Raw genomic sequence first — 13,666 nt, forward strand, 5'->3', positions numbered from 1 at the left:
ATATTTATATGATAATTGATATTCAAATATATGTTTTTGGTTTAATTTTTTTTATAAAAACATGATTTTTATCATAAAAAATTGCAATTTTTAATAATTTTTCATCACTTTTATAAGTAAATAGCTATTTCATTAAAAACAAACAGAATAAAATGGAAGATTTTGAACTTTTTATAATGGGTGCGGGTCCTGGAGATCCAGAATTATTGACCATGAAAGCCTATAATGTATTGAAAAGAGCAGATGTTGTACTATATGATAATCTAAGTAACGATAAATTGCTGAAAATTGCTCCGATTGGATGCAAAATGGTATATGTTGGTAAAAAACCTTATGAAAGTTGTACTCCTCAAGAAAAAATCAACGAATTAATTGTAAAATATGCCAAAAAACACAAAGTTGTAGTCCGTTTAAAGGGTGGCGACCCATTTATTTTTGGCAGAGGCTTTGAAGAATTACTTTATGCGGAAAGCCACGGTGTTAAATCGCAATACATTCCAGGGATTAGCAGCATGCAAGGTTCTGGCTTTATAGATGTTCCATTAACGCACCGCGGCATTAGCGAAAGTGTTTGGATTATCACTGGCACTAAAAAAGACGGAAGCTTGTCGAATGATTTGGCTTGTGCGATGAAAACTTCGGCTACCGTAGTTATATATATGGGTATGCGAAAACTTGCAGAAATTTCGTCAGCCTACAAAAAAGCGGGTTTAGGTTCTACGCCAGCAGCAATTATTCAGCATGCTACATTGCCACATCAAAAACAAGGCACTTGCGAAATTAAGGATATTCAGGAAATGGCTTTAAGAGAAGGCTTGGCTTATCCTGCAATAATAATTATCGGCGATGTAGTTAAAGCAAGAGAAATTGTGGCTTCACAGCACTACCCTTTACACAATAAGGCTTTGAAGATAATTGCGTAATGTGTTCTTTGGCATATATTCATTTCAATGAAGAATGTGTACCTTCCTGAATTTACTTTTCATCTGGTCTGATAGGGGTTTTCCTTTACCATTTATTTCAGATAAAATTTCCCAAAAAACGATCAATTCAAGTTAACACGAAAATAGTTGATTAGGTTTATTTATTTTACACAGTAAAATAAATAATGTTGGGTATTTAATAAATTAAGGGTAGGAATAATTATCATTTCTGAGCTTTGGAGTTTGTCGCTTACAACAACTTATTTGAAAAAGTACGGTATCCCTAAGGGAATACCGTACGATTGGGTCGACAACGGTTCGAATTAGTAATAAATTTATTGCTGATTTGAAGAGAATCGCAGAACTAGACACTAAGATGACAGAGTATAATGAGCTGGGCAGGTTGATGAAATTACGAAAGGAAAGAGAAAAGCTAATTCCCAAAGTTGTAGAAAAAATAAAAAAATTAGAGCTAAGCGAAAATCAAGAAAGGTGGCACTCAAGAAATGGATAATAAATATTACCGATTAAAGTCTGAACCTATCAAAGTTTGTTATCATCTTTAAGTCCATATTAAAGTATTTTAATTATTGCTTACTTAACTACCGATAATCGCAAGTAGTTTCAATATTTAAAAGCCTTTTAATGGTTATTGTGGATAAGCCGAAGTAGATTTACCTCTTCTCACCAGTAAAACATTCGTTGCAAGTTCTTGACCGTCTCCATGTTGGCAACTTGGCGAGAAGGGGTCAAATCTATTTGTATGTTCAAATAGCAGGTTTCAAAATAGAATTCCCAGTCTTAAGCATAATATTGAAATGTTAACTCGAAATCTCTCCAATAATTATAATATTTAGGCTGAAGATTTCTAACCAACAAACCGTTCGATTTCAAATTTCTAAGTTTGCGAAATTAATATCAACTCCAGTTTAGGAGTTCTATTATATTCCCGTCCGGGTCTGAGATGTAAATAAACCTAAATACACCGATATTATCAAAATGATGTTCGCTTAGCTCTCCAATTTTCGATGCTCCATTCTTTAATGCTATTGCTAAAACCCCTGCAATATCCTCTACCTTAAATGCGATATGTCCAAATCCTTTTTGATTGGCTAAGTGTCGTTCAGCATTAATCATTTCTGAATACTGATAGATTTCTAATGTCGGTCCATTATCCCCATAGCCAGGTAGCCGTAATTGTATCCCTTGTAAATTCGCGTTAAAGACGCCGGTGCCTTTTTCAAGCCACTCCCCTTGATAGTTTCGTATAGGTGGAACCGCTATGCAATTAAACACGATTTCATAGAAACGTGCAAGTTCCTTCCAATCTTTTGTTATAATATTGGTATGCGCATACTTTATGTTCATAATTAAAATTTGACTTGATTGTACGTAACAATATTAAAGGTAAGATTTTTTGCAATTTGTCATTTCCTGGCGTGCTAAAATTTTTTTAATCCTTAGGCCATTTAAAAGTATTGTTGCCTTCAAATTTCCCAGATTTCAATTTCAGGATTTGAATTCTGTATACTCAAGGTCTCGCAAAAGCGCCTGTTTTTAATAATATTTAAAGCCCAGTGATCGCTGCATGTCTTTAACTCAAAGCATGAAAGACACTTTTGCCAAAAAGACAACTATAAAAGAAATACATTTTTGCTGCTGTTTCCCCTTGTGCTGTAAGCTTCACAAAAGGTGGTTGCTCTAGGCACCATTCCCTGCCAAGATAAAACTTTCTTAGTGAAAAAAAACGTTCTGCAACCGAAATCTCCGCAATTGCGGTTGCAGAACGTTAGCATTGGCAATTAATGCCCCACTTTCATCATAAATACTCTAATTTTTTCTATAATTTCATCTCCATCCTCTTCTAATGCAAAATGCCCAGTATCATAAATATTATAGTCGATTTCCTTTACATCCTTTTTGAAAGCAACTGCTCCGCTTTCAGGGAAAAATTCGTCATTTTTTCCCCAAACTATTAATAAAGGTGGCTGATTATCTCTTAAATATTGTTGCCATTTTGGATATAGTTTTAAGTTGTTTTGGTAGTCGTAAAATAAATCCATATTGACTTTATGTGCATTTGGTCTTGAAAGTCTTAAATAATCTAAATGCCAAGTGTCTGGATTTATTTTTTCAATATTTCTTGATCCGTGTGTGTATTGCCATTTCAAACCTTCCAGTGAAAAGGCAGGCAGTATTGCTTTTTCGGTTTCAGCGTTCCGATCTTTCCAAAGTGCTCTAATTCCAGCCCAAGCCTCGCCCAAACCTTCTAAATAGGCATTTCCGTTTTGATTTATTATTGCCGTAACCCTTTCTGGGTGCGCTGTAGCTATTCTGAAACCAATAGGTGCTCCATAATCTTGTATCATTAATGCATAAGAGTCAATTTTTTTCTTTTCTAGAAAGGCGTCAATTGTTTTTGCAATATTATCAAAAGTGTATTCGTATTCACTTGCCAATGGAAAATCGCTGTTTCCAAATGAGGGATAATCTGGGGCGATTAGGTGAAACTCGTCCGATAACTGTGATAAAACTTTTCGGTATTGATGTGAAGATGAAGGAAAACCGTGTAACATTACTATTGTAGGATTTTTAGGGTTTCCCGCCTCTCTGTAAGCAATGTTGATTCCGTCAACATTGATGGTTTTAAATAATGTGGGGTATTTCAGTGTCATACTTTTTGATTTAACGTTAGTATTATTAATTGTTTGGCTTTTACATCCAGATAGAGTGAATAGGATAATAAATTGTAATAGGATTATTTTTTTCATATTCTGACTATTTATAACTTCCTTTCTTTTTCCTCAATTTTTAAGTCATTGATGCTTGCATACCTTTTTTTCATTAATCCATTTTCGTCAAATTCCCAATTTTCGTTTCCGTAAGCTCTATACCACTGACCATTTTTATCTCGATATTCATACTCAAATCTTACAGCAATACGATTGTCGTTAAATGTCCAAAGCTGTTTTTTAAGTTTGTAATCCAATTCATTTTTCCATTTGTCAGCAAGAAAATCCTGTACTTCTTTTCTTCCGTTAATGAATTGATTTCTATTACGCCATTCTGTATCAAGCGTATATGCTTTTGAAATTCGAATAGGATCTTTGCTGTTCCAGGCATCTTCTGCTTTTTGAATTTTCTGTATCGCTGTTTCTTCGTTAAAAGGTGGTAGCGGATGTAATTGTATCATATTTTACCGAACGTTAGTTAATTTATTAGTTCAAATTTTTTTACGCTATTGAGTATCTCTTTTCAATATTTTTTAAAGTATTTTTAAAAATACTTGTATCAGCTAAGCCTTTTGTTACAACGAGGCTTCCCTGCAAATCTATCAACGTTTGAATAGCGTTTTGGTGAGATTCTGTGGAAGTGAATTTTAATGACATCCCCAAAACATTGAAAGCGGAAATCCACTTTTCCATCCCAGATTTTATCTGCTCCTCAAATAACGTTAATCCGCCGTGCATAGAAAAAGCTCTTAAAACACACGTATTTTCTCCGCTGTCATAAAGAATTTCAATATTTTTCAAGGCATCTTTTAATCTCAGTTTTGGTGATTTAGTTTCGTCCAATAGAGCAAAGAAAATATTTTTATCAACCCACTGGTCTATATCGCTTAGTACACATTCTGCCATCTCTTGCTTTCCATTTGGAAATCGATGATATAGACTTGCTTTCTTTAATCCGGTTACTTCCGCTAAATCATTTAAACTCGCTCCTTCATAGCCTTTATCCCTAAAAACTTTGTTAAGGCCGGATATCATATCTATATCTAAAATTTTCTGTGGTCTCATAAAGCAAATATAACTAAAAATTATATATTACCTAACGTTCGTTAAAATACTTTTATAATTTGCTATTAGCATATGGTTTCTCTTATTTTTCGTCAACTGTTATACGTCCGCTATCTCTTAGCACATATCCTACCTGATTTGGAAGGATAATGATTTATACAATAGAAAATGGTTTAAAGCTCACCTGTTAAAAATTGTGCTCTACCCAGACCAAATGACCGATCTTTTTTTGTGTTTTCTATAAGGGAAATAATGAGGTCTGTTGGTGTTCAGAAAACAATGGCTAAAGAATAACAGCAAGATTTGTTTTCAATACAGTTTATGAATGAATTAAAGGCTTTCGCAGGTTTTTCTGAGAAGGCCACCAAGTTGAACAAACATTAAAATTTTATCTCTTTTCGAAATGATGTTTGAAATATCTAGAAAAAATCCAGTTAAGTAGAAAAAAAATAATAAGTGAATAGGTCGAACCAGCTTAAAAGAAAAATTATCACATAAAAGACTGAAAAACTGTAACTTAAAACAAAATATAAAAAGAAAAAGGCTTCGAAACTCGAAGCCTTTTCTACTTACGGGTCAGTGGCGATGCGTTATTTGAACCATTTTGTAGACGAATTGATAGAAATAGGTGATTTTTCGAAAATTTTGGAAGTATAATTTATTCCTTAAGATACTTAACAGGATTAATCCTTGTAGCAATGATTATTTGCGTTGCAATTGCAATCCATGCCATCGTGAAAGACAAAACACCTGCTGAAGCAAAATACCACCACTCTATAGATATTCTATAAGCAAAGCTTTCTAGCCAATCGCCCATTATAAAATAACCCAGTGGAAAAGCCACAGCGATTGCAATGAAAATAATTCTGATAAAAAATGTTGACAATAAAGAAATAATACCCAGATCGCTACAGCCTAATGTTTTCCTGATAGCAATCTCTTTCGAACGTCTTTCTACCATAAAAGCAGCCAATCCAAATAGACCAAGACATGAAATAATAATTGCAATGCCGGCAAAATATCTTGATAAAATAGTCACTTTATTTTCAAGTGCATATTGCACCTGATAATCCTCATCTAAGAATTTATATTCAAATGGTGTTCCTTCATTAAATTCCTTATACAACTTTTCTATGTTCGCTATCGCCATTTGTTCTGATCCAGATTTAATGCGTACCAATAGATTTCCACCACTTTCATAGTCAATCTTAAAAAAGAAAGGCTTTACTTTTTCGAACAACGATTCGAAGTGAAAATCATCAACCACACCGATAATCTGCCTATTGCCATAAAAATTTACTGTTTTACCGATAGGATCAGTAATTCCCATTGCTTTAATGGCGGCCTTATTAAATATAATAGCCGAACTATCCGATCCAAATTCAGGAGAGAAACTTCTTCCCTGTTCCATTTTGATATTAAGTGTTTCAATCAAGCCGAAATCAACGTCTAGATAATCAAATTTTGTGTTCTTTTGATCTAACGACTGCCCATCCCATGAAAGCCCACCTGAACGTGAACTTACGCCACCAGCCAAACTTCCATACATATAAGATGCATTTACTACTCCTGGTGTATTTTTGAGTTGTAAGATGAAGGATTTAAAATTCTTTTCCAACTTCCCTTGTTTAGCAAATGAAATTATATTGTCTTTTTCATAGCCAAGATTTTTATTTTGTACAAATTTTATCTGGTTGTAGGTAACCATAACAGATATAATTAATACTATGGATACAATAAACTGGAATATGACCAATCCTTTTCTGGTTAAGAGTTCACCCTTTGTACTGCTTAACCTCCCCTTGAGGGCATTTGTCGGGTTAAACCCAGATAGATAAAATGCTGGGTAACTACCAGCAACCAGCCCCGTAAAAACACTGATACCAAATAGTGTTAATATCAGCTTGAGATCGAAATACAAGCTAAGTGATTTTCCGGTTATTGTATTGAATTGTGGCAATAATAATTCCGTAGCGAGCAAAGCAACAAAAAGTGAAATAAATGTCAATAACATTGATTCTCCAATATATTGAACCATAAGTGCACCTCTTTTTGCCCCCAACACCTTCTTTATTCCTACTTCTTTCATTCTCCGAGAAGCTTTTGCAGTAGATAGATTCATAAAGTTGATGCATGCAATTCCGAGTACAAACAAGGAGATCACGCCAAACAATCGTACATATACCATTCTTCCCGCTACCGGAAGGCCGTTTTCATAGCTACCAAAAAGATACCTTTCCGAAAAACGCTGAACAAAAAGGGTTTCGTTTGAATCTTTTCTTTTTGTGAGCAGTATTTGCGTAATGGCGCTGTTTACATTATCGATATCTGCATCCTTCTTGAGAATAACAAATGTTGAAGGACCGCCATTTGCCCATTCTCTCACTTCAGGCCTTCTTTCCAGGAACAGTTCGTAGCTGAACAATATATCGAACTGTTTTGAAGCGTTTGATGGAGACTTGAATATTCCCGATATAATATATTGTCCATCGAAATATTCATTCTCAAAAGATATAGTTTTCCCAATGATGTCTTTTGTTGTGTTAAATAATTTAAGCGCCATTCCTTCTGAAATTGAAACTGCACTTTTGTTCAACAATACGGTATTCTTATCCCCTTCAATAAATTGATACGTAAAAACATTGAAATAATCCTTGTCAGCAAATTGAGGGGTAGCATAACTTTTCGAAACCCCATCTGAAAGTACACCCTTATAGCTGATATTGGGAGTTACAACTGCCACCGCATGTTCAACTTCTGGAATTGACGATCCAAGACTACGTCCTAAAAGTCCTGGGGTATATTCTTCGGTGTTGATCGTATTGTTAAGCGGTTCATTTCTCATCACCTGATAGAGTTGAGTATCTTTCTCATTGAACTTATCAATGCTTAGTTCGTCTTCTATCCAAAAATAGATTAGTAGTGTACTTGCCAATCCTACAGACAAACCGATCAGGTTGATAAAGAACGAAATTTTAAATCGCTTAAAATTTCTATAAATAAGAAGTAGATTGTGTGGTAGCATAGACGTAATTATTAAAAATGCCTGGATATTGATTTTATATTACTGGCATTAATTCTTAAGCCATACTTTCCCATTTTTATGCCAAACAAATTTTATTATGAATTTGGCAAATAAACGGTGTAATACGCTATTTCTTTTAATTTAATGTTCATTTCCGAGCACCATACTGATCGATATTGAACGCTTTTTTGGAATGGTGGTGTAAAAGGAAAAAAGCAAAGCAATAACAAACTATAAAAGCTTCTGTTGAAGATAGTAGCATCGAACCAAAAATTCGGCAATTAAAAATCACAACATTCTTATTAAAAGACTATTATAAAAATACTTTAAGAATTGATTACGATTGCACCGTCACTGTGCCCATACGTGGCTCGAACCAAAAATCGCCCTCGGTCGTATATAATAAATGATTTAAAAAACTCCTAAAAAGAGAAAATCCCTCTAAGATATCTTAAAGGGCTTTGGGTCGACAACGGTTCGAATCAGTAATAAATTTATTGCTGATTTGAAGAGAATCGGAGAACTAGACGCGAAGATGACACAATATGATGAGCTTGGTAGGTTGATGAAATTACGTAAAAGAAACAGAAAAGCTAATTCCCAAAGTTGTAGACAAAAAGAAAAAAATCAGAGCTAAGCGAAAATCCAGAAAAGTGGCGCTCCAGTGGATATTCCGAGAAAAGTTTACCAGTATTTCCGCGTTGAAACCTTACCAGGTTTTCCGACACAAAGGTTACCAGCGATAGCTGGTTTATTATAAGAGTTGCTTTTTTGTTTAACAATAATAAGGTTTATTTTTTCTTTCTCAAAGATTCGCCCATGAGTTCAACTTTATGTGCCGATGCTGTCAGTCTGTCAAGTATTGCATCTGCAAGGCTCGGTTCGTTAATGAACTCATAATATTTATCCAGCGGAAGCTGGGAGGTTATGATGATTGAACCATTTCCATACCTGTCTTCAAGAATATCAAGCAGTCCAAGTTTTGCATCATGGGAAAGCGGCTTGAGTCCAAAGTCATCTAGAATAACAACTGCATGTGCAGCTATATTTTTGATCCACTTTAGGTAGGTTCCGTCAAGTTTTGCCTGCCCGATAGCCTCCAGGAATTTATTCATGGCAAGATATAGTACTTTGTGTCCCATCAAGCAGGCATTCCTTCCCAGAGCACAGGCAAGGTAACTTTTCCCGCAACCGGTTAGCCCATGAATAAGGATATTCTGAGATCTATTGACCAGACTATCATCAGATAACTGGCCAAGCATCTCTCTGGTCAGTCCACGTTCCGGTTTGCAGATCACTTCCTCAAGCAGCGCATTGTAACGAAGCCTGCTGTTTTTCAACAACCTCTCGGTTCGATGAAAGTTGCGATGTTCAATTTCAGCCTGACAGAGCATTGCTACCAGTGAATATGCATCTTCCTGTTGATGACTAGGTAGGTTTAACATGGCCTGATAACGTTTTGCCATGCCGGGTAGCCTAAGTGAATTAAGCTGATCCAGTGTTGATTGTTTATTCATTTTATATGGAATTGATTTCTAGTTTAGCGTCTCATATGCTGCCGCTCCCCTGTGATTGCCATGGTCGGGGATTGGTGAACCTTCCGGAGCAGTATCCTCCTGGAGATCCATATTGTTGGATAGGATATTGTTTAGTACCCCATAATTATATTTATATCCTTTTAAGGCTCTCTTGCAGGCATTCTCAACCCGCACCGCTCCAAAGGAACTTATCAGCCTAAGTATTCCAAGGCATGGCCCATAAGCCTGATGAATGGAGATCTTACTTTCCATCAGCTTACTGAAGAACTGATGGGTGGCCTGGCCGTTTTGCTCGGCTTTCAGTAAATAATAATCAGGATCCCAACCACGCCTTTCAGCAATCTTTCTGTGATTTTCCGGCATATGCTCCAGATCTGTGGTATAGCCATGCTTTTTAAAGCTTCGCTTGTGTATCGCAACTCGTTCAAGTTGATAATAGATTTCCACATGGTCTGAATCATAAATGATGGTTACGCTTTTGCCCAGATAAGCAAATGGTACGCTGTAGAAATGCCAGTCTTCACCGACCACTACATGATAGTTCTTCTGAACCTTTGCTTTTGTGTGGTGGGACAGCTCGAATGGATGAGCGGCCAGGGGCTGCAATAGTGGCTTTTCCTCAGTCTCAAAGAGATTTATCCGACTATAGCTCTTTTTCTGGAAGTTTAACTGGTGGTGCTCGTCTACCTTTTTAAGAATAGCCCTGTTTAGTTCGTCCAGACTATAGAAGCTTTCATTGCGTAAAAGCGCAAAGACCCTTCTATAGGAAATGAGCACCTGATTCTCAACCGATGGTTTATCCTTTGGCCGACCCGGACGGGTGGCCAAGAGGCCTACTTTATTATGCAATGCCCATTGCTCCAGTAGCTCAGGAAAAGTAGGTTCATATTTACATGTCCTTATCACCCATTGTTTCATATTATCAGAGATAATGTTCAGCGGAGCTCCCTGGAAATAATCCAACATCTTGTTGAGACCACCGATAACATTAACCAGGGATGCATCCGGAAGCGCCATAACAAAGCAGTAGCTACTGAATGGGAGTACTCCAACCAGAACAGGACATTCTATTACCTCACCGCTATCGCGATCAACATAATCAAGTCTTGAGCCTGCAAAATCAATCTCCAGAAGGTGACCTGGCTTGTGCTCCATACGCATACTGGGCTTTCTTGAGGAAAGCTCAATATCCAGAAGTTCGCAGAACCTTGAATACTGAAACCCTGATGGATATAACTTTAGGTACTCCTGCCATAACAAGAACCTGGTAACACCAACACGCTTAAGTTCAAGAAGGAAATAACCAGCCTGTTGCTGAAAATGAAACTTTCTTAGATCGATGGGCTCATCCTTTTGTTCCTTTTGGGAATGGACAAGGGTATTTAAATCATGGTCTCCCATATTAAAGAGCACATCGTAATCGGTGCCGGTAGCCTTAAGCAATTTCGAATAGAGATGAATGGTCGGTCGGGAAACCCCTGTTTGCCTGGCGATCTCACGCTCAGAGTAACCACGTTTAAGAAACAGGAGTATCTGTCTTACTTTTTGCATACTGAGTAGTTTATTTGCCATCTCTATATAATTTGATCCTGATCAAAACTATAAGAAACGGTAGTAAATCACTCTTAATGGTAAACTTTGCCGTGGAATAAGTGGTAACCTTTGTGTCGGAATGTCAGGCGGTTAAGAGCCTTGAACCGTTACAAATGGTAAACTTTGCTCCGGAATACCTGGTAAGTTTTGAAATGGAATACCTGGTAATATTTCCTTCCGAATGCCGGTAAGCTATGCAGCGGAATAGCTGGTAATATATCCAGCGGAATGGTGGTAAACTATAGAGCGGAATATCCACTCCAGAAATGGATAATGAATATTACCGATTAAAGGCTGAAATTATTGAAGTTTCCCTCTATTACATTTTAAAGGGCTCTTTAATGTCTGAATCGTTTACCTGATTTGTATTATCAAACTTGGCTATACTTGCCGCCGTTATTTCCACTTTTGATTTCAATTAACTCATTTAAAGGAGTGACTTCAAACGAAGAAAGACATGCACAAGTGTTACTGGAGTGTCTCACTCTTCGTAAATTGAAATCGGATACTTTACAAAATAATGTTGCTACCCACGGAAAATTCCCACTGTTTGAATATCCCGGGGCGCTGATATGAAATACATTTTTATCAATAGAAATTGAGGTTTCTTAACAAGCTATCGTTTTGCTGTGTTTGGAACAAAAGGGATAAACTTTTGCTTAGATAAGTCTAATAATGATTTACATTCCGTTATGACGGCGGCATATCCCCCATTTTTACATAATTTAACGGAGATTTTTGCGTCTGACCTTACTGTTTGAAAACTCTTTTTATAATCCATTGCCTGACGATTGGCGTTAACTCCATCTGAAAATGACATCAGTTGATAAGGCTTTCCTTTTGCTAAAAAACTTAAGTCCAGGCTAACCTGTCTTTCTGTTCCATTTGTGATCCCTCCAATATACCACTTATTGCCTTTCCTTTTCGCTACTACAGCAACTTCACCAAGCACTGCATACAACGCCTTGGTCTCATCCCAGGTTACAGGTACCTGAGTAATAAAGTCTGTGCATTCCTGATTTTTATAATATAAGGTCGGATTATCGCAAAGCATCTGTACGCCACTTTCAAAAAGGACAAAAAGTGCCAATTGATATGCCCGTGTGCCAACACTTGCCGAATTAGGTCGTCTGCCCCCATACACTTCAGGCTGCATATTTATCATTGCCCCCGGTGTAAAATCCATTGGACCCACAATATTTCTCATGAATGGCAGGAAAATCGTATTGGATGGTTGGCAACCTTCCATTTGCTCCAGCCCTCTTACCCCCTCATAGGATATCACATTGGGGTATTTTTGCTCTAAACCTTTTGGCGTAAATGAACCATGAAAATCTACCAGTATGTTATATTTCGCTGCTTCTTTAGCCACTCGCTCATAGTAATTGACCATCCACTGATCATTTCTATCCATAAAATCAATCTTTACCCCTTTAATTCCCCATTCAGCAAATTTCTTAAACAGATCCATGTTTTTTTCCACGGTGAGCCATGTGAGCCACAATATGATATCCACTTTTTTTTCCTTACCATATCGGATCAGTTCATGAAGATCCACTTTTTTATTTGGTATGTAAGGATCATGAACGCTTTCCGCCCAGCCCTCATCCATTATAATATAAGGAACTTTATTTTTTGACGCAAAGTCAATAAAATACTTATAGGTTTCCAGATTAAACCCAGCAACAAAATCAACATCGGGGCCATATGGAGATGCAGCATTCCACCACTCCCAGCTCACCTGTCCAGGTTTAATCCATTCCGTATTTTTTATTTCTGACCGGGGTGCCAGCTTGACCGGAAGGTTACTCTCCAGTAATTCGCGGTCGTCTTTGGAAATAATGAAATATCTCCAGGGATAGGATCTTTTACCATTTGTCTGAGCGATATAATCAGCTTCTTTAGTGATCCGGATAAACCTGTCGCCTTCTTGTTTTTCTTCCAGAGCTACCTTCGAAAAAGTCGATCTCAGTCCATCGGAGCTGTTAGGCTTTAAAAACATACAAGGATAATCTGAGAGATCAGTTTCCGCAAAAAGTAATTTAAATCCTTTTTGGGTATCTATGAGCGCAGGTAAAGTAGCCATTTGATCAGCAGCCTTCCATTCTTTCGCATCTAAGTGAATATAGTTGGTTTCATAGTTCGAAGTGAAATCTTTTGCGGGCTGCAAATGCAGCATATAGTTATCCGGTATATTTAGCATTACATCTTCATCCTTTATTTTTACCCTGCCATTTTTATCTCCACGAGCATTACTTATAATTCGATAGGCCATGCCCTCGTTATAGGCACGAAACTCGACAGAAAAACCGTTCTTGAAAGTAAATACTACTACATTACATAGATCGGCTATTTTGGAAAATTTCATGGGCACAACCGGGTTTATTTCCCGGGATATCCTTGATGATTTCGTTTTCAGAATTTTCAGATTTTTATCAGTTGATATGCCGTCTATATTTATACCGAGGTGGCATTTTTCAAGCAGCGCAACACCATCACGGAACACGCTATAATAGATCCGGTCTGAGACAGTTATTTTTACGCTTACCAGCCCATTTGGAGATTTCAGCTCTGCACCTTTAACAGCAATGATTGTTAAGACTGATAATAACAAAAGGAATAAAAATTTTTTCATGAAATATTGGGCTTTTAAAGACTTGTGATTACCCCCTGAGGCAAACTGACCATTCGTTGAACGAACTCGATTTAATATATTGTATTGGCGTCAATTATAGGCTTCACAAAGGAAAAAAGCAAATGATAAACAAAGATATCTCAACTTGACCATCA

Annotated in this window: 9 protein-coding genes; 1 reads left to right on the top strand and 8 read right to left on the bottom strand. The window is 36.8% G+C overall.

Going from position 1 to position 13,666, the window contains the following annotated elements:
* The first annotated feature begins 152 nt into the window (after positions 1–152).
* Positions 153–923 (top strand): uroporphyrinogen-III C-methyltransferase, encoded by a 771-nt coding sequence (cobA, locus tag ACZZZC_RS15125; protein ID WP_463487533.1) that lies wholly within the window; start codon positions 153–155, stop codon positions 921–923.
* 918 nt (positions 924–1,841) lie between these two features.
* Here cobA and ACZZZC_RS15130 read toward each other — a convergent pair.
* The 8 genes from ACZZZC_RS15130 to ACZZZC_RS15165 form a co-directional block, all read right to left on the bottom strand.
* Positions 1,842–2,291, bottom strand: coding sequence for a VOC family protein (locus tag ACZZZC_RS15130; RefSeq protein ID WP_255562588.1), 450 nt, complete (start codon positions 2,289–2,291; stop codon positions 1,842–1,844).
* Positions 2,292–2,725: 434 nt separating this feature from the next.
* Positions 2,726–3,598 (bottom strand): alpha/beta fold hydrolase, encoded by an 873-nt coding sequence (locus tag ACZZZC_RS15135; protein ID WP_463487534.1) that lies wholly within the window; start codon positions 3,596–3,598, stop codon positions 2,726–2,728.
* 107 nt (positions 3,599–3,705) lie between these two features.
* Positions 3,706–4,116 carry a DUF1348 family protein gene (locus ACZZZC_RS15140; protein ID WP_463487535.1) on the bottom strand — a complete coding sequence of 137 codons (411 nt, stop codon included), beginning with the start codon at positions 4,114–4,116 and terminating at the stop codon, positions 3,706–3,708.
* Between the two features lie 40 nt (positions 4,117–4,156).
* Positions 4,157–4,720 (bottom strand): TetR/AcrR family transcriptional regulator, encoded by a 564-nt coding sequence (locus ACZZZC_RS15145; protein ID WP_463487536.1) that lies wholly within the window; start codon positions 4,718–4,720, stop codon positions 4,157–4,159.
* Between the two features lie 658 nt (positions 4,721–5,378).
* Entirely contained in the window at positions 5,379–7,745 is a 2,367-nt protein-coding gene (locus ACZZZC_RS15150) for an ABC transporter permease (RefSeq protein ID WP_463487537.1), read from the bottom strand.
* 791 nt (positions 7,746–8,536) lie between these two features.
* Positions 8,537–9,262, bottom strand: coding sequence for an IS21-like element helper ATPase IstB (gene istB / locus ACZZZC_RS15155; RefSeq protein ID WP_463487538.1), 726 nt, complete (start codon positions 9,260–9,262; stop codon positions 8,537–8,539).
* A gap of 18 nt (positions 9,263–9,280) precedes the next feature.
* On the bottom strand, positions 9,281–10,855 hold the full coding sequence (istA, locus tag ACZZZC_RS15160) for an IS21 family transposase (RefSeq protein WP_463487539.1): 1,575 nt from the start codon (positions 10,853–10,855) through the stop codon (positions 9,281–9,283).
* A 637-nt stretch (positions 10,856–11,492) separates the two neighbouring features.
* The gene (locus tag ACZZZC_RS15165; RefSeq protein ID WP_463487540.1) at positions 11,493–13,511 is read right to left on the bottom strand and encodes a glycoside hydrolase family 97 protein; all 2,019 of its coding nucleotides are present in this window, start codon (positions 13,509–13,511) and stop codon (positions 11,493–11,495) included.
* Between the last annotated feature and the right edge of the window lie 155 nt (positions 13,512–13,666).

The organism is Pedobacter sp. AC212 (genome assembly GCF_979258625.1).

Coding starts and splice junctions, on each gene's coding strand:
- ACZZZC_RS15130 (WP_255562588.1), bottom strand. CDS start 2,291: ATGAACATAAAGTATGCGCATACCAATATTATAACAAAAGATTGGAAG.
- ACZZZC_RS15135 (WP_463487534.1), bottom strand. CDS start 3,598: ATGACACTGAAATACCCCACATTATTTAAAACCATCAATGTTGACGGA.
- istB (WP_463487538.1), bottom strand. CDS start 9,262: ATGAATAAACAATCAACACTGGATCAGCTTAATTCACTTAGGCTACCC.
- ACZZZC_RS15150 (WP_463487537.1), bottom strand. CDS start 7,745: ATGCTACCACACAATCTACTTCTTATTTATAGAAATTTTAAGCGATTT.
- cobA (WP_463487533.1), top strand. CDS start 153: ATGGAAGATTTTGAACTTTTTATAATGGGTGCGGGTCCTGGAGATCCA.
- istA (WP_463487539.1), bottom strand. CDS start 10,855: ATGGCAAATAAACTACTCAGTATGCAAAAAGTAAGACAGATACTCCTG.
- ACZZZC_RS15165 (WP_463487540.1), bottom strand. CDS start 13,511: ATGAAAAAATTTTTATTCCTTTTGTTATTATCAGTCTTAACAATCATT.
- ACZZZC_RS15145 (WP_463487536.1), bottom strand. CDS start 4,720: ATGAGACCACAGAAAATTTTAGATATAGATATGATATCCGGCCTTAAC.
- ACZZZC_RS15140 (WP_463487535.1), bottom strand. CDS start 4,116: ATGATACAATTACATCCGCTACCACCTTTTAACGAAGAAACAGCGATA.